16 protein-coding genes and 1 pseudogene are annotated in these 17,298 nt (G+C 64.0%); 4 read left to right on the forward strand and 13 right to left on the reverse strand.

The window, feature by feature from the left end; all coding sequences use genetic code 11:
* Positions 1–63: 63 nt before the first annotated feature.
* Entirely contained in the window at positions 64–354 is a 291-nt protein-coding gene (locus VSR68_RS09415; RefSeq protein ID WP_342939575.1) for a hypothetical protein, read from the reverse strand.
* A 322-nt stretch (positions 355–676) separates the two neighbouring features.
* On the opposite strand from VSR68_RS09415, the gene VSR68_RS09420 reads away from it, so the two are divergent.
* From VSR68_RS09420 to VSR68_RS09430, 3 genes and pseudogenes are all read left to right on the forward strand, one after another.
* Entirely contained in the window at positions 677–835 is a 159-nt protein-coding gene (locus tag VSR68_RS09420) for a hypothetical protein (RefSeq protein ID WP_342939576.1), read from the forward strand.
* A 98-nt stretch (positions 836–933) separates the two neighbouring features.
* Positions 934–2,091 (forward strand): annotated as a pseudogene (locus VSR68_RS09425) (diguanylate cyclase domain-containing protein).
* Positions 2,092–2,235: 144 nt separating this feature from the next.
* A complete protein-coding gene (locus tag VSR68_RS09430) occupies positions 2,236–3,267 on the forward strand; it encodes an XdhC family protein (RefSeq protein ID WP_342939577.1) in 1,032 nt (343 codons plus the stop codon).
* Positions 3,268–3,295: 28 nt separating this feature from the next.
* Here VSR68_RS09430 and VSR68_RS09435 read toward each other — a convergent pair whose 3' ends face one another.
* From VSR68_RS09435 to VSR68_RS09490, 12 genes are all read right to left on the reverse strand, one after another.
* Positions 3,296–4,228: a LysR family transcriptional regulator gene (locus VSR68_RS09435; protein WP_342939578.1), complete on the reverse strand. Its 933-nt coding sequence runs from the start codon at positions 4,226–4,228 to the stop codon at positions 3,296–3,298.
* Between the two features lie 192 nt (positions 4,229–4,420).
* A complete protein-coding gene (locus tag VSR68_RS09440) occupies positions 4,421–5,986 on the reverse strand; it encodes a UbiD family decarboxylase (RefSeq protein WP_342939579.1) in 1,566 nt (521 codons plus the stop codon).
* 61 nt (positions 5,987–6,047) lie between these two features.
* Positions 6,048–6,773 (reverse strand): enoyl-CoA hydratase/isomerase family protein, encoded by a 726-nt coding sequence (locus VSR68_RS09445; RefSeq protein WP_342939580.1) that lies wholly within the window; start codon positions 6,771–6,773, stop codon positions 6,048–6,050.
* A complete protein-coding gene (locus VSR68_RS09450) occupies positions 6,763–9,114 on the reverse strand; it encodes a xanthine dehydrogenase family protein molybdopterin-binding subunit (RefSeq protein ID WP_342939581.1) in 2,352 nt (783 codons plus the stop codon). The genes VSR68_RS09445 and VSR68_RS09450 overlap by 11 nt, the downstream gene beginning before the upstream one ends.
* Entirely contained in the window at positions 9,111–9,632 is a 522-nt protein-coding gene (locus VSR68_RS09455) for a (2Fe-2S)-binding protein (RefSeq protein WP_342939582.1), read from the reverse strand. Before VSR68_RS09455 ends, VSR68_RS09450 begins: the two co-directional genes overlap by 4 nt.
* Positions 9,633–9,690: 58 nt before the next feature.
* The gene (locus VSR68_RS09460; protein ID WP_090865914.1) at positions 9,691–10,152 is read right to left on the reverse strand and encodes an SRPBCC family protein; all 462 of its coding nucleotides are present in this window, start codon (positions 10,150–10,152) and stop codon (positions 9,691–9,693) included.
* Between the two features lie 27 nt (positions 10,153–10,179).
* Positions 10,180–10,992 (reverse strand): xanthine dehydrogenase family protein subunit M, encoded by an 813-nt coding sequence (locus VSR68_RS09465; protein ID WP_342939583.1) that lies wholly within the window; start codon positions 10,990–10,992, stop codon positions 10,180–10,182.
* Positions 10,993–11,075: 83 nt separating this feature from the next.
* On the reverse strand, positions 11,076–11,840 hold the full coding sequence (locus VSR68_RS09470) for an alpha/beta hydrolase (RefSeq protein ID WP_342939584.1): 765 nt from the start codon (positions 11,838–11,840) through the stop codon (positions 11,076–11,078).
* Between the two features lie 3 nt (positions 11,841–11,843).
* On the reverse strand, positions 11,844–13,190 hold the full coding sequence (fahA, locus tag VSR68_RS09475; protein ID WP_342939585.1) for a fumarylacetoacetase: 1,347 nt from the start codon (positions 13,188–13,190) through the stop codon (positions 11,844–11,846).
* Positions 13,187–13,729, reverse strand: a complete 543-nt coding sequence (locus VSR68_RS09480) for a VOC family protein (RefSeq protein WP_428983483.1) — start codon at positions 13,727–13,729, stop codon at positions 13,187–13,189. Before VSR68_RS09480 ends, fahA begins: the two co-directional genes overlap by 4 nt.
* A gap of 59 nt (positions 13,730–13,788) precedes the next feature.
* Entirely contained in the window at positions 13,789–14,976 is a 1,188-nt protein-coding gene (locus tag VSR68_RS09485; protein WP_342939586.1) for an FAD-dependent monooxygenase, read from the reverse strand.
* Positions 14,977–15,201: 225 nt separating this feature from the next.
* Positions 15,202–15,780, reverse strand: coding sequence for a UbiX family flavin prenyltransferase (locus tag VSR68_RS09490; protein ID WP_342939587.1), 579 nt, complete (start codon positions 15,778–15,780; stop codon positions 15,202–15,204).
* A 315-nt stretch (positions 15,781–16,095) separates the two neighbouring features.
* Here VSR68_RS09490 and VSR68_RS09495 point away from each other — a divergent pair, with 315 nt between their 5' ends.
* Positions 16,096–17,187 (forward strand): porin, encoded by a 1,092-nt coding sequence (locus VSR68_RS09495; RefSeq protein WP_342939588.1) that lies wholly within the window; start codon positions 16,096–16,098, stop codon positions 17,185–17,187.
* Positions 17,188–17,298 lie beyond the last annotated feature (111 nt).

Here is a 17,298-nt window from a genome sequence, read left to right on the forward strand (position 1 = left end):
ACGTGTCCGGCGGTCCGAGGCGCGAAGCGCACCTGACAGATGCTTTCCACCTCGGATTCGACATCACGCGGCTTCGGGCCGAAACGCGTGATGCGGGATGTCGTGCGCAACGCTCGGCTCGCGTGTGACTGTGCTTTCGCTCTGGCGATCCATCGGTGGGGAAGAAGCTTCTGGCTCCAGCGCGGCGAGCGGGTCCAGAATGCTCGATGCGTGATGCAGACAGACCCATTCCATATGATCAGGCGTTTGCGGATCGAATTCGCGCATCCAGTTCGTCCCGCAGACGCGGCACTGGTAGTTCTGTACGAACACGGGACTGCGACCGAGCGGACGCAGCTTTTTCGGCTTGTGCAATGCCCGCAATCCGTCATGTGGCACGGTTGCATCGCTGCAGTGCATTCGGTCACAGGCGTCGCAGGACATTTCAGTCGGGCTCCGCGAAAGAGAAGCCAACTATAGCAGCGTAAACGCCCCATGTGCGCAACCAGTACGAGCCGATAAATATCGCATAAGCAGTGCATAAATAGCGGATCGAAGGCAGGCATGCATGTGCCATGCAAGCCGCGCATTGGAACTACCTCTGCTGTCCATAACATCGCAAGTTGAGGGAGAATGCGTCGGCGAAGCTGCAAAGCGTGACTCGATCACAATTACACGGACGACTTTGGAGCGACTCATGTCACTCGTCGGGGCCGAATGCCCGAAGTGCGCCGCCGGCATCGCCGCGATGACGGCGGTCCTCATCTCAGGCTGCTCGGGTTCGCCCTCCATTAGCGTGCCCGGCGCGTGCTTTCTTGCCCGGATCGCCAGCGTCGGCTCGCTCCTCTATCATTAGACATTTGATTCCTGAATGCTTGGGGGAGCGCGTTGCCTGCGCGTCTGTACAAAGCCGCGAGCGCTGACCGGTGGCGCTTCATTGTGCTTTACCTCTTCATGACCTTCGGTCTGCTGATCGCGGCTGGGTTGTTCCTGTATGAAGCCCGCGTCATCATCAGCGACAGTCTGCTCGATGAAGATGCCGTTGCTGTATTGAGTCAGGCAAATCGTGTTCTTCACGATCTGGAAGATGCAGAGACGGGGCAACGCGGCTATCTGCTGACGGGTGACGAAAGCTATTTGCAACCGTATCGACAGGGTGTTCGCGATCTCGACGACACGGTGCTCCGTCTGCATCGGGTCGTGGCTGGCGACGAGCCGTCCGAAGCGCTCGTCGATGCCGTCGAACATGTGAAGACGGACAAGATCGGCGAACTGGCGCGAACCATCGAGCTGGTCCACACGGGTCACAGGGGCGACGCGGTAGCGCTGGTTCGCACCAACGAGGGCAAGCGCTACATGGACGTGCTTCGCGACGACATGGGGCAACTGCTGGACCGATGGCAGCAGAAGCGCAAGGCGGCCGCACGCGATGCGCACGAGCGCCTCGTGTTCGGAACGGCCGCGCTGGCGGTCGTTGCCGTTCTCGTCGGCTGCCTGATGATCTACACGCTGCATATCCAGCGTCGCGCGTTTGCGAAAGTTCACGCGTGGTCTGCCGCGCTCGACCGCGAGGCCGCGCACGATCCGCTGACGGGTCTGCCTAACCGGCGACGCCTGTTGTCCGCCCTCGATGCGCTGAATGCGCAACTTCACTTCGACCCCGAACGACGCATCGCGCTGCTGTTCCTCGACATCGACGGCTCCAAGAGCGTCAACGACACGCTCGGCCACAGCGCCGGCGATGCGTAGCTTCGGCGCCTTGCCGATGCGCTGCGCGAAACGACGAGACAGAGCGACGTGCTCGCACGCGTGGGCGGCGACGAGTTCGTTCTGCTCGCGCCGGATTGCGGCGACGACGCGCAACTGCGAGAGCTTTCGGAGCGGCTGATTCGCTGCGTGTGCGTGGTCGGCGAGAAGGAGTTCGACGGCCGCTTCGAGATCGGCGTGAGCATCGGCATCGCGACATTCCCCGATCGCGTGCAGTCGGTCGAGAAACTGCTCGATGTCGCCGATGCCGCGATGTATGTCGCGAAGCGCGGCGGCCGTTCGACGTGGAGCTTCGGTGTTTTGTCGGAAGAGCATCCGTCGAATGTCGTGAGGCTGAAAAGATGAGGCACCGGGCAACGAATGCCCGTCGCCATCGCGCGACTCACTCTTCGGCAATTTCGATTGCTTGATCGATATTCACCGATTCACGCTGCCGATTCCGGCAATTAGACTGTCTGCAAGACGGATTGCAGGAATCAGGTATCGAACGTGGACAGTGTCAATCTCGAAGTATTGAAGTCCAGCGCGCGCTGGCTCGCGCAGGGACATCGCGTGCTGCTTGTGACGGTGGTGAAGACGTGGGGCTCGTCGCCGCGTCCCGAGGGCGCGATGCTTGTCGTGCGCGACGATGGCGCGGTGGTCGGCTCGGTGTCGGGCGGCTGCATCGAAGACGATCTGATCGATCGCGTGCGTCAGCGCGGCATCGAGCACACAAGGCCCGAAGCGGTGAAGTACGGCATCACGGCAGAAGAAGCGCATCGTTTCGGCTTGCCGTGCGGCGGCACGATTCAGCTCGTGCTGGAACCGTTGAAGAAAGCGAGCGGCATCGCCGAACTATGTGAAGCCGTCGAAGGCGGCCGTCTCGTTGCTCGCACGCTCGATATGGATACGGGCGTCGCGCATACGGAATCGGCACAGGCGACCGATGGCGTCGACTTCAACGACAAACGCCTGCTGACGATACACGGCCCGCGTTACCGAATGCTCGTGATCGGCGCGGGGCAACTGTCACGTTATCTGTGCAATATCGCGGTGGGGCTCGATTATCAGGTGACGGTGTGCGATCCGCGCGAAGAGTACACGGATGAGTGGAACCTGTCGGGCACGAAAGTGGTCCGCACGATGCCCGACGATACGGTACTCGACATGAAGCTCGACGAGCGCTGCGCGGTGATTGCGCTCACGCATGATCCGAAGCTCGACGATCTCGCGTTGATGGAGGCGTTGAAAACACCTGCGTTTTACGTCGGCGCGTTGGGCTCTCGGCGCAATAACGCGGCGCGGCGCGAACGGCTGAAAGAGTTCGACCTCACGGAAACGGAACTCGCGCGGCTGCATGGGCCAGTCGGGATTTATATCGGCAGCAGGACGCCGCCTGAAATCGCCGTGTCGATTCTCGCCGAAGTGACGGCAGCGAAGAATGGCGTGATCGTGCCGCAGTTGTTGCAGGTTGGCGCTGCAAAGACAGCGCACGGCATGGTGTCGTCGTTCGTCGATTCCGAACTCGCGTGCTTCGCGTAGTCCCAGTCACCCGCAACGCCCGTGACGATTACTTCGCGTTGGCCGCCGTATCGAAGGGACTCAGCTGCGCGGCCGCGGCGAACATCTGTGTGAACTCATCGAGCGCGGCAAGCGTATCGCGGCCGCTGCGCGTGATTCTGTAAAACGAAAACTCCACCTCGGGACGAATCACGTCGATCCGCACCTGATAGTGGCGGCAGATATGCTCGCAGAACGACGGCATGATCGCGACGCCGAGTCCTTCATGCGCCATCGCAATCGCCGTTTGCAGATGCCCGACGACCGTGCGCCTTCCCGTCGTCACTTCTTCCTTCGACAGCGACGCCTCGATCAGGCGCTGCAACGGGTTGTCCTTGGGCAGCGTAATCATCGGCAGCCCTTCCAGCGCGCGCCACTGCACGCCGTCGCGCGGCACCTTGCCGATGCCGTGCGCGCCATCCATCGTCGACGACACGACGACGAGCCGCGTCGGAAAGATCGGCACGCGATCGATACCGGACAGCTGCGAGAAGAACACGCCGAACGCCGCATCCAGATCGCCTTCCTCGACCATCTTCAGCAGTTCGCTCGGCGGACGATCGACCAGTTCGATCTGCGCTTGCGGACTGGTCTCGGCGAAGCGCGCGAGCACTTGCGGCATCAGGCTCGCGGCGATCATCGGCGTGCAGCCCAGCAGCAGTGAAGCCTTCTTTTGCCGGCCCAGCTCGTTTAGCTCGATGACGGATTTCTCGAGCGTCTCGACGATCTTCATCGCCGTCGGATAGAACAGGCGGCCCGCTTCCGTCAGCGCGACGGTGCGTGTCGTGCGCTCGAACAGCCGGCAATTGAGCTGCGTCTCCAGCTCGCGAATGATCGCGCTCAACGCCGCCTGACTCAGATGCATGCTCTGCGCCGTCTTCGTAAAGCTCGATGCGTTCGCGACGCCAAGAAAGACTTTGAGTTGTTTGAGGGACAGGTTCATCGACGGCGATCCTCGAAAGCAGGGCAGGACAGGACTGCCCGGATTCTATCGCCGTGCAGGCGTATCCGCGACCGGGACAAGCCCGATCACGGATACCAGGCCGCGATCACGCGGCGGCCGATTTTGACGTGCGTGACGTGCGTGCCGCGCAAACATTGCGACAGCGCGTGACGTGGGCTTCGACAGCACCCGTTACGCGAATGCGTAGCGGCCCTCGCTGTCGCGGACGATCGCGCGCGTGGCGCCCGCATCTTCGAGCCAGCGCACGATCTCGCGGCCGTCGCGCGTGCCCGTCGCCGACATCAGTTCGGTGAAGCGCTTCGGTCCGTGCTCCAGTGCGGCTTCGAGCGAGTCGAAGCGCGCGCCCGTGAACGCGGGCGGCGTCGGCACGCGATGTTCGAGATCGCGCTCTTCGCCGGGACGCAGCAGCGGCAGCGTCAGATCGAAGCCGACCTTTGCCGTCACCGTTGCGCCGCCCAGCGACGGATCGAGCGGCATTGCGCGCATGCCGGTGTGCATCACGAGATCGCGGTCGGCCTGGAAGCGCGTCGCGAGCGCCCAGTCCATCTGCTCGTCGGAGAAGATGTCGATATCGGGGTCGACGACGAATACGTGCTTGACGTTCGCGAGCGACGCGAACACAGCCGCGATCGCATTGCGCGCCTCGCCCGGCACGCGCTGTTGCATCGCGACGCGCACGTTGAACATGCCGCCCGTCGCTGGGCTCGCATAGACGCCCCTGATTTCGCGCACGGCCGTTTCGAGCGCGCGCCAGACGGTCACTTCCGTGCGCAGCGCGGCCAGTTGTGCCGTATCGGTGCGGGCCATCGTGCGGCCGCCGATCGTGCACGTCTGGAACACCGCGTCCTTGCGATGCGTGATGGCCGTCAGATGAAACACCGGGTTCGTCTTGATGCCGCCGTAGTAGCCGAGGAACTCGCCGTAAGGCCCTTCGGGTTCCGCGTGGCCGCGCTCGTCCAGATAGCCTTCGAGGATGAACTCGGCGTCGGCGGGCACGAGCAGATCGTTGGTCACGCATTTGACGACGCCCATCGGCGCGCCGCGCAGCGCCGCGACGAGTTCGAGCTCGTCGGCGGGAATGCGCATCGTCGCGCCGACGTGATCGATCGGATGCGTGCCGACGGCGAACGCGATCGGCAGCCGCTCGCCGCGCTTCGCATGCGCAAGCGCGATCGCGCGCAGATCGGACGGCGCGACGAGGTCGATGCCCGCCGTGCGTCTGCCACGCAGCATCAGACGGCGAATGCCGACATTGGTCCAGCCGGTGTCGGGATCGACGGCGAAATCGATCGACGCCGAAATATACGGCGCGCCGTCGAGATCGTGCTGCAGATGCACGGGTAGCGCGGTGAAATCGCAGTCATCGCCCGTCAGCACAACCTGTTGCACGGGTGCTTCTTCGCGGCGCACTTCGACGAGCTTGCCTTTCGTGCGCAGACGTTCGCGCACGACTTCGAGCAGTTGCGCCGGCGTCGTGTCGAACGCTTTGGCGAGGCGCGAACGGCTCGCCGCGACGCTGCCCGCGAGCGATACCGCGCCGCCTGACGGCTGCAGAAACCACACCGCGCGCGGATTGCCTTCCATGATGCCGGCGACGTCGGCGAGATCGACGGGCTCATCGCGCCGTTCGAGTTCCGTTTCGTCTAGCGAAGCGAGGAAGCGGCGCAGCCGGAAGCGTTCGAGGTCGGGCAGTTCCGCGCCTTGCGCGGTCGAAGGGATGGCGGTCTTGGGTCTCAATGTAGTGGTCCTTAGGCTGAGGGCGGCACGCTGTGCGCTGTCGTTATCGTTATCGCTATCGTTAGAAACGCGCCGACAGCGCGGTCGCGGCAAGATGCGCGGCAAAGCCGCTCGCGCCGCTTGCGGGCATTTCGGGCGCGAGATGCAGGAACTGCTTGACGGCGCGCAGCGTGACGGCGCTGCAACCAAGCAGCGTTTCGGTGAGCGCATCGGCTTCGTCGTCGAGCAACGCGGCGGGCACGACGCGGCTCACGAGCCCCGCGACGAGCGCTTCCTGCGCGGACAGCCGTGCGCGGCTCAGCACCATGTGCGCAACCGTCTTCACGGGCACACGCCCGATCAGCGCGGACATCACGAGCGTCGGCGGAATATCGCGTTCCATTTCGGGAATCTGGAAGATCGCGTCGTCGGCGGCGAGCGCGACATCGCACACGCCCGCGAGCGCGCAGCCCACGCCGATCGCCTCGCCGCGCACCACGGAAAGCACGGGCACGCGCACGGCCTTCAATGCGTCGTAGAGCGCGAGCGGCGGCGCGGCCACCACGCGCCGCAGCGTTTCCGCCGACGGCTTCGCGCCCGCAGGCGGCATCGGCGACTGGCGTCCCTTGCAGAAGTCCTTGCCGCTGCTGACGATGCGCACGAGCTTCGTGTCGTCGTCGATCGTGCTGACGGCGGCGATGATGGCATCGCTCATCGGCTGGTCGATCAGGTTGCCGTTCTCGGGCCGGTCGAGCACGACTTCGAGCAAAGCGCCGTTGCGGCGGATAGCGACGGATTCAGTTGACATGTGCGCCTCCTTGCGCGCGATGGATGTATTCCCAGACGACCTTCGGCGTGGCGGGCATCGCGAGTTCGTCGTTGCCGTAGGCCTTGAGCGCGTCGGCCAGCGCGTTGAAGATCGTGGCCGTCGCGGGCGTGATGCCGCTCTCGCCGCCGCCTTTCACGCGCAGCGGATTTCCGTGCGTCGGGTCTTCCGTCAGCTCGACGTTGAGCGGCGGGATCACGCCGGCACGCGGCATGCCGTAGTCCATGTACGAGCCCGTCAGCACCTGCCCCGTGTCGCGGTCCATATAGAAGCCTTCGGACAGCGCCTGGCCGATGCCTTGCGCGAGACCGCCATGCACCTGGCCCTCGACGATCAGCGGATTGATCGGCTGTCCGACATCGTCGACGGATGTGTAGTTCACGAGCTGCACGACGCCCGTATCGGGGTCCACTTCGAGTTCGCAGATCGCGGCGCCCGTCGGATGCGCGGGCACGCGCGTGTTGACTTCGGCGTGCGCGTACAGCTTCTTCGTCGACGGATCGCCGGGCAAGCCGTCCTTCGACACATAGTGCGCGACTTCCGCGAGCCCGATCCGCTGGCCGGAAGAGGGCGTGGTGAACCATGCGTCAGCGAACGCGACCTGCGCCGGCTCCACGCCGAAGAGGCCGGCGGCCACCTGCTTGCCGATCGCGATGATCTGCTGCGCGGTATCGACGAGCAGCATGCCGCCCAGACGCATCGTGCGGTCCGAGTGGCTCCCGCCGCCGACGCTCACGAACGCGGTGTCGCCCGTGCGCAGCTTCACGGCTTCCATCGGCACGCCGAGGTGATGCGCGATGACCTGCGCGAACGTGGTCTCGTGGCCCTGGCCCGTCGACTGCGTGCCCGACACGATATCGACGCTGCCGTCCGCGCGCACCGTCAGTTCGATCCGCTCGCGCGGCGCGCCGACGGGCGACTCGATATAGTTCGCGAGCCCGATGCCGCGCAGCCGTCCGTTCGCGAGCGATTGCGTGCGGCGTTCCTCGAAGCTGTCCCACTGCGCGAGCGTCAGCGCGCGCGCCATGTTGCGCGCGAAGTCGCCGCTGTCGTAGGTGAGTTCCATCGCGCTGCGGTATGGCAGCTTGTCGCGCGGCACGAGATTGCGGCGGCGGATTTCCGCGCGGTCGATGCCCAGTTCGCCTGCCGCGAGATCGAGCATCCGTTCGATCACATGCGTCGCTTCGGGCCGGCCTGCGCCGCGATACGGCGCGGTCGGCACCGTGTTGGTCAGGACCGCGCTCACGTGCACGGCGGCCACGGGCACGTCGTAGACGGACGTCATGATGCGCGTGCCGTTCGACATCGGCACATACGAGACGGTGTGCGCGCCCACATTGCCGATCCACTCGTTGTCGATCGCGAGAATGCGGCCGTCTTTCGAAAAGCCGATCGCGGAGCGGATGATCGCGTCGCGCCCCTGGTAATCGGAGAGGAAGGCTTCGCTGCGATCGCTCGTCCATTTCACGGGACGCCCGACGCGGCGCGCGGCCCATACGACAGCGAGTTGCTCGACATAGATGAACGAGCGAGGCCCGAAGCCGCCGCCCGTGTCGGGACACACGACGCGCATCCGCGCAGGCGGCACCTTCAGTGCGGCGGCGAGGCACAGTTGCTGACGCACGGCGCCCTGGCTGCCCGAGATCAGCGTGTAGACATCGGTGGCCGCGTCATGCATGCCGATCGCGCTGCGCGGTTCCATCTGGCAGTTGACGAGCCGGCTGTGATGAAACTCGCGGCGCATGACATGATCGGCTTGCTCAAGTATCTTGCGCGCCGCTTCGCGATCGCCGATCTGCGTCTGGAAACACAGGTTGCCGTGCGCGCCGTCCCACAGTTGCGGCGCATCCGCTTGCATTGCATCGGCGGCATTGACGACGGCGTCGAGCACGTCGTAATCGACTTCGATCAGCTCCGTTGCATTGCGCGCCTGCAACGGCGTTTCGGCGATCACCATCGCAATCGCTTCGCCGACGTAGCGCACGCGGTCGATGGGCAGCGGCACGTGAAGCTGGTTGAAGATCGAACCCGTCAGCGAAGTGAGGAAAGCCTTCTTCGTCGCGTCGACGGCATCGACGGGATTCGGCACATGGTCGACGCCCTGAAAGCCGTCGTCGAGATAATCCTGGCCGATCAGCACGGCGATCACGCCGGGCGCTTCCTTCGCCGCGTTGATGTCGACCGAGCGCAGCGCGGCGTGCGCATGAGGCGAGCGCAGAAAGGCCGCGTGCAACTGGCCGTCGACGTGAATGTCGTCCGTGTACTGGCCGTTGCCGGTGACGAAGCGCTGGTCTTCGACGCGAGGTATTGGTTTGCCGATCATGACGCGTGTTCCTCCGTCTTCGCGAACGGCGCATCGGGGTACATTTCGCGCGCGGCGTGGCGAACGGCTTCGATGATGTTCACATAGCCCGTGCAGCGGCAGATGTTGCCTTCCAGCGCGTGACTGATGCTCGCCGTATCGAGCGCGGGCGCCTCGCGCAGATAGAACGCGCTCGCCATGATCATCCCCGGTGTGCAGAAGCCGCACTGCAAGCCGTGGCATTGGACGAACGCGTTCTGCACGGGATGCATCTTGCCATTGCATGACGCGCTGCATTGTTCGCCGAGGCCTTCGATCGTGACGACCTGTCCGCCGCTCGCCTGGGCGGCGAGCACAGTGCAGGACTTGACGGCGTTGCCGTCGAGATGGACCGTGCAAGCGCCGCACTGGCTCGTATCGCAACCGACGTGCGTGCCCGTGAGCCGCAAGTGCTCGCGCAGGAATTCGACGAGCAGTGTGTTGTCGGGCACGTCGCGCGTGACGTCCGTGCCGTTCACCTGCAATTGGACTTCAACCATGATTCACCTGTATGTCCCCGTTCATGCGTTCGTGCGTTCGTGCCTTCGTGCGGTAAGCTCATTCGGCGGCGGCTTCGCTGGCGGCGCTCAGCGTCGCGTTGAAGCGCTTGAAGAACTCGGCGGCGAGCTTGTTCGCCACCGACGTCACGAGCCGCGAGCCGATCTGCGCGAGCTTGCCGCCGACCTGCGCTTCGGCGACGTAGGTGAGCAGCGTGCCGTCTTCGGCATCGGCGAGCGTGACGGTGGCCGTCATCTTGCCGAAGCCCGCAATGCCGCCCTCGCCCTGGCCGACGAGCCGGTAGCCGTTCGGCGCGTCGCGCCCGGACAGTTCGAGCGTGCCTTTGAAGCGCGCCTTCACGGGGCCGACGGACGCGACCACGACGGCCTTGTACTGGTCTTCGTTTTCAGCCGTAAAAGCTTCGCAGCCGGGAATGCATTCCTGCAGCACTGCCGCGTCGTTGAGTCCTTGCCATACCTGTTCGCGCGATGCCGCGATGGTTTGCGATCCGGTGAATTCCATCCTGTTCTCCTGATTGAGCGGGCGTCCTTACGACGCGAGCAGCGCCTGCAGTGTGCGGCGGGTATAGGTTTCGATCAGATGCGCGCGATACGACGCCGACGCGTTGTCGTCGTCGGGCAGCGTTGCGCGGTCGATGAAGAGCGACGCGAGCGCCGCTTCCGACAGATCCTGCTGCAACGCGGCCTCCGCCTCGAACCAGCGGAACACCGATGCGCCCGCGCCCGTCACCGCGACGCGAATCGCGTCGTCGTACTGCGCGATGAATACGCCCGCGACCGCGTAGCCCGATGCGGGATGCCGGTACTTCGCATAGGCGGCGCGGCGAGGAATGGCAAATTCGATCGCGGTGACGAGCTCGGCCGGTTCAAGCGCGGTTTCGAATGTGTCGATGAAAAAGTCGTCGGCGGGAATGCGGCGCTGCGACGACGTGATGACATGCGCGTTCAGCGCGAGCACGGCGCAAGGGTAGTCCGCTGCGGGATCGTTGTTCGCGACGGAGCCGCCCATCGTGCCGCGATTGCGCACCTGCGGATCGGCGATCAGGCTCGCCAGATGCGCGAGCGCGGGAATCGCTTCGCGCACGACGGGGGACGCGGCGACTTCCGCATGCTTCATCAGCGCGCCGATGTGCAGCGTTTGCAGCCCGTGGCCGCGCACGTCGATCCCGCGCAGTTCGTCGAGTCGCGTCAGATCGATCAGATGCGACGGCGCCGCGAGACGCTGCTTGAGCGTCGGAATCAGGGTCATGCCGCCCGACAGCGGCCGCGCTTCGTCATGCTCGCGCAGCCAGTCGACCGCTTCGGCAAGTGATGCTGCGCGCAGATAGGTAGTCTCGTACATGTTGTCTCCTGCAGCATGCGCGTCGTCGCGTCTTCGTCGCGCGCATGCCTGACATCCGTATTGACGGCTTCGCCGTGTGTCTCTTACGGCTCCGAGAGCCAGTTTTCCAGTGCGGTGGCGAGCGCCACGGGCACCTCGAACATCGCGTAGTGTCCCGCGTTGCGCAGCGTTTCCAGCGTGGCGTTCGGATACCACGTGAGCCATGTGCGCGTCATCAGGTCCGCCGTGATGGTCGGATCGTGCTCGCCGACAAACAGCTTCACGGGCGTCGCATTCCCTTCGACCTGCGCGGCGAAGTCGCCCGTCGCCCATTGCGGCAGGTATGCGGCGAACGCTTCGCGCCGCGACTCGCGCAGCGAAGTTTGCGCGAGCTGCGTGCTCCATCGCGCGGCAAGCCGGCTGCCCGTCGAAAAATGAATGATGCCTGCGCGCTTCGCAACATCGTCGATTGCAGCGGAGAACATCGCGATGCGCGTTTCGTCCATTCGCGAACCGCACGCGGGCACGGCGGAAATGCCCGCCATCTTCACAACGCGCCCGGGCGCGGCGACGAGCACGCGCTGCATCGCCATGCCGCCCATCGAATGACCGACGAGGCTGAAGCGCGGCCAGTCGAGATGATCCGCGAGTGCGAGTACATCGCTCGCCACTTCGTCGAATGTGAATTCGCCGTCGAGATCGCGCGAAAGCCCGTAGCCGCGATAGTCGAAGAATGCATAGCTGAAGCGTTCGGGATCGAGCGCGGACGTGAGCGCGTCCCAGTCGGCCGAACTGCCGAACCAGCCGTTCAGCGCGATCACCTTGTGCGGCCCGTTGCCGAACTGCCGGAAGCCGTTGAACGTCGTCATGATTCAATGCTCCTCACGCGATGCGTCGAACGGATAGGGCAGCGCAGGCGCGATGCGTCCGCGGCATTCGCCGAAGCCGATCGACACCGCGCCCGGCGCGCTGGCGCGCGCGCTCAGCACGATTTCGTCGCCGTCTTGCAGTTCAATGCGCGTCTCGCCGTTCGCAAGCAGCAGCGGCTTCTTGCCCGCTTCGCTGAGTTCCGTCAGACACGCACGCGATTCGTCGTTCGCGCCAGAAATCGTGCCGCTGCCGAGCAGATCGCCCGTGCGCAGATTGCAGCCGTTGCTCGTGTGATGCGCGACCATCTGCGCGAACGTCCAGTACAGGTTGTCGAGATGCGTGTGCGTGATCTGCGCGGGTGGCAGGCGGTCGCTGCGCATCGCGGCCGTCGACAAATGCGCGAACAGCTCCAGATGCAGGCCGCCGTCGCGCTGATCGCGTGCGCCGTTTAGATGCGGCAGGATCGCGGGATCGCCGGCCGCGCGCGGTGGCGCGGCCTTGCGGAACGGCGCGAGCGCTTCTTCGGTGACGATCCACGGCGACACGCTCGAGTGGAAGCTTTTACCGAGGAACGGCCCCAGCACCTGTTCGAACCATTGAATGCTTTTCGCCGACCAGTCGTTGAGCAGGCAGTAGCCGAACACGTGCTCGCGCGCGCTGTCGACGGAAATGGCGCGCGTCAGTGCGTTGCCGTGACCGATGACGGCCGCGAGTTCAAGTTCGAAGTCGAGCATCGGCGCGGGACCGAAGCGCACGTTGCCGTCCGCGTCGCGATACTGGCCGTAGGGACGCCGCACGTCGCCGCCGCTTACGCGCAGCGACGACGCGCGGCCATGATAGGCGATCGGCAGCGACTTGAACGCGGCAGGCAGCGGATCGGCGAGACCCTTGTAGCGGCCGTGACGCTCGGTGTGATGCAGCGACGTCAGAAAGTCGGTGTAGTCGCCGATCGTCCAGGGCAGCGTCAATTCGACATCCGAGATGAGCGGCAGCACCGCATCGATCGACGATGCGAGCCGCGAGTGCGCGGGCGCATCGTGTTTCAGCAGGTCCGACAGCGCGGCGCGCAATGCGCTCACGTGACGGGCGTCGAGCGCCATCAGCGCGTTCAGCGTGCTGTCGTAAGCCGATGCGCACGCGAGCGCCGCATCGCCGTCGAGCAGGGCCATATCGTGCAGCGCGCGCAGATCGACGATGCGATCGCCGATTGCCACACCCGTGCGGGTTTCGCCGTCGCGCACGAATGCGCCGAACGGCAGGTTCTGTATGGGGAAATCCGTGTCGCCGGTATTCGCCGACTCGATCCAGCTTCGCCGCGCCGGATCGTGCGTGAGATTCAGTGCACTCATGCGGGGCGTGTCTCCGATACTGCCTTGCTTTTCTCTGCGGTCCACGCATCGAGCGCGGGCCGAGCACGCATTTTATAACCTTCGAGTTCTTCGACGGGCGCAACGGGCACCGTCAGTTCGACGCGCAATCCGTTGGGGTCGAAGAAATAGATCGAGCGCACGAAGTGATGGTCGGTCACGCCGAGCACTTCGATGCCGTTGTCGATCAGCCGCGCTTTCATCGATTCGAGCTGATCGAGCGTGTCGAGCCGCAGCGCGATGTGATTGACCCACGGCGGCGTATTCGGTGAAGGCAATGCGGCCTTGTCGTCGCCGAGATCGAAGAAAGCGATGTTCGATCCGTCGGCCATTTCGAAGAATACGTGCACGTAGGGGCAGTATTCGCCCGTGCTCGGCACGCGGTCGAGACGGATCACATGGACGAGCGGCAGGCCGAGAATGTCTTCGTAGAAGTGGCGCGTTTCTTCGGCATCGCGGCAGCGCCACGCGAAGTGATGCAGGCCGAGCACGGGCGCCGGACGGTTAGAGTCGATGGACACGGAGTCTCCTTGTAATGCCTGGTTCTTACGATCAGTCGTGAAATGCGGCGCGCGCCGTATCAGACTTCGACGGTATCGACGTTGTACTCGAAGAGCCAGTTGTAGCGCTCCTTCACGCGCTCCTCGCTCCACTCGCGATCGACGTAGGCGGCCGCGCCTTCCGCATGCGCAAGCTGCGGATTGTGAAAGCGCGTCGCGTTCGCCGCCGAGCCGCGCACCACGCGCGCGGTACGATCGAGCCGCAGCGCTTCATAGCGTTGCAGCGCGTGAGGGATATCGTCTGCGTATCGTTCGAGGCACCGCGCGAGCAGATAGCCGTCTTCGATCGCCATGCCCGCGCCTTGCGCGAGGAACGGCAGCGTCGGATGGCAGGCGTCGCCGAGCAGCGTCGCGTGGCCCTGGCTCCAGCGCGCCATCGGTTCGCGCACCATCAGCGCCCACTTGTACGGAATGTCGATGGCCGAGATCAGCGTGCGCACGTCTTCGTGCCAGCCTTCGAAATCGGCGAGGCATTCTTCGAGCGTGCCGCGCTCGGACCACGATTCGACTTGCCAGCCGGACTTCTCGATTGCACCGACGAAGTTGATCAGACGCGCGCCGCGCAGCGGATAGTGAATCACGTGCGCGCCCGGACCGACCCAGTTCGCGCCATACGGCGAGCGCAGATGCTCGGGCAGCTTCGCCGCGTCGATCACGCCGCGCCACGCCATCACGCCGGAAAATACGGGCTCGTCGGGACCGAAGAGCGCACGGCGAACGCGCGAATGCACGCCGTCCGCGCCGATCAGCAGATCGCCTTCACTGGTCTCGCCGCCCACCGCCTGCACGACGACCTTGCCGTTCTGCTGCGAGAAGCTTTCCACCTTGTGATTGAGCCGGATGGCGTCGGGCTTCATCGCGCGCACGGCATCGGCGAGCGCCTGGTGAAGGTCGGCGCGATGCAGCGTGAAGTACGGATAGCCGTAGGCCTCGCGCGATTGCTCGCCGAGGTCGAACAGACGCCAGCTCTGGCCGCTGTTCCAGAGCCGCACGCGTTTGCCGAGCGGCTCGCATGCGAGACCTTCGAGCGCATCGCCGACGCCGAGCTGGTACAGCACGCGCGTCGCGTTCGAACTCAGCTGCACGCCCGCGCCGATTTCCTTCAGCGCCTGCGCCTGCTCGAAAACCGTGACATCGAAACCTTTCTTCAATAACGCGGCGGCGGCCGTCAATCCGCCGATACCGGCGCCTGCAATAACTATCTTCATTCGACGATTCGACCTCTTTCGTGATGGGCGCTTTTATCGATATTGGCTATCAATCAATCGATAATTCTTGTCAGTGATAAACCCGGTGAAATCGGGATTCACTTTAAATCAGCGGATCACGCGAAAGAAGCAAATTAATCCGAATGAGTTATCAATGAAATTTGATAATTCGCAGACGCCTGGGATAAACCCTTTATTGGCGAAACAATAAAGACGATTGCACGCTCACATGCCCCAGCGCTGCACCGTCGCGGCATCGAGTCCGTACAGATCGAGCACGCGGCCGAGCGTGTGATCGACCATGTCGGTCAGCGATTCGGGATTCGCGTAGAAGGCGGGCACGGGCGGATAGACGATCGCGCCCGCTTCCGTCACGGCCGTCATGCTGCGCAGGTGGCCGAGGTGCAACGGCGTTTCGCGCACCATCAGCACGAGGCGGCGGCGCTCTTTCAACGTGACGTCGGCGGCGCGCGACAGCAGGCCGCCCGTCATGCCCGTCGCGATCTCCGACAAGGTCTTGATCGAGCACGGCGCGACGATCATGCCCATCACAGGGAACGAGCCGCTCGAAATGGACGCGCCGATGTCGGTGTTCGAGTGGCAGACGCTCGCCATCGCGCGCACGTCGGCGACGTTGTAGTCCGACTCGTGCGCGAGCGTGACCTGCGCGGAGCGGCTCATCACGAGGTGTGTCTCGATGTCCAGCTTGCGCAGCAATTGCAGCAGCCGCACGCCGTAGATGACGCCGGATGCGCCGCTGATGCCCACTACCATGCGCCGCGGCGGCATGCCTCTCATATCCATAAGACTCTCCCGAATGCCAATCCCTGTTCGCGTGACGCGGCGGATGTTAGCACCCGGTTTCTGCTAAAAGAAGCTTGAAGCGCGATTAAATACGCGGCCCTGGTGTTTTTCCCGATCCTTTAAAGGCTTTGTTCGTTTTGTTCGATTGGTTGATAAATAATTCGCGATTCAAAGCTGTAAATCGGTTCGCTACACTCTCGCCAACATATGACAGGCCATGCGCATCCGCACGCCGGGTTCGCACGGGCTCGATGCCATGTGGGGATCAGCGGGCATGCAGCCGGCTGGCGATAAAAAAGACATTGGAGACACTGGTTGAAAACGACGAGTCTGCTGTTAGGCGGCTGTGCGTTCGCGTTGTGTTGTCCCGCGTTCGCGCAGTCATCGGTGACGCTGTACGGGAGCGTCGACGTGGGTGTCGATTTCGTGACGAACTCGCGTGGCGCACACCTGTATCAGGAATCGGCGGGCAAGCGCACGCCGGACCGCTTCGGCTTTCTGATCAAGGAGGATATCGGCGGCGGCAATACGGTCTTCGCGCGGCTCGAATCGGGCTTCCTGACCAACACGGGCGCACAGATCAATCCGACGAGCTTCTTCAATCGCGATGCGTACGTGGGCATCACGAACGACCGGTTCGGCTCGCTGAGCCTCGGCCATATTCCCGACTACGTGTACGAGTACGTGGGCGGGCTGAACAACTCGGTGCCCGGCATCTCGTCGTTCTATACGGTCGGCAACCTGGACGGACTGGCCAACACGCGCGCGCTCGACAACTCGGTGAAGTACGAAACGATCGACTATCGCGGCTTCCAGGCGGGCGTGATGAACAGCTTCGGCAACCAGACGAACTTCAGCGAGGGACGTCAGTACAGTATCGGCGCGCGCTACCAGAACGGAATCGTGAAACTGGGCGCAGCGTACTCGATGTCGCACGACCGCACGGCGGACCTCTTCGGCATTTTCGGCGTGACGTCGGTGCTCGGGCAGACGCTGAAGCAGGGCACGCAGTTCGTCGCGGAGCGGTATAGCACGATTGCCGTCGGCGGTTCTGTTGCGGTCGGCGATTTCATCCCGCACGCAACTTTTACCGATGTGAAGCTCGAAGATCCGCAGGGCTCGGTGACGGAGCGTAACTATCAGGTCGGCGTGAACATCGATCTGAGCGGCGGCAAGCGCTTCTATGTGCTCGGTATCTCGTACAACCGTTCGATGTTCGAAGGACTGACGTACAACCAGTACAACCTGTTTCTGACGCATTACCTGTCCAAGCGCACGCAGATCTACGCGGGCGTCGGCTTGCAGCGCGCGTCGGGCACGGGCGCGAAGGCGGAGCAGTTCGGTTATCAGCCGTCGAGTTCGAGTGCGCAAACAGTCGGGCGCATCGGTCTCAATCAGATGTTTTGACGCGGCACGCCCGGGGGCGACCTGGCGTGAGCACGGCGATGTAGATGTGGATGAAGGAACGGCATCGGGCGGGAAAGGCAACGGCGCAACGGGGTACGGCTTTTTTCACCT

The sequence above is a fragment of the Paraburkholderia phymatum genome, from assembly GCF_038900715.1.
In the GTDB taxonomy this organism is placed as follows: Bacteria; Pseudomonadota; Gammaproteobacteria; order Burkholderiales; family Burkholderiaceae; genus Paraburkholderia; species Paraburkholderia phymatum_A.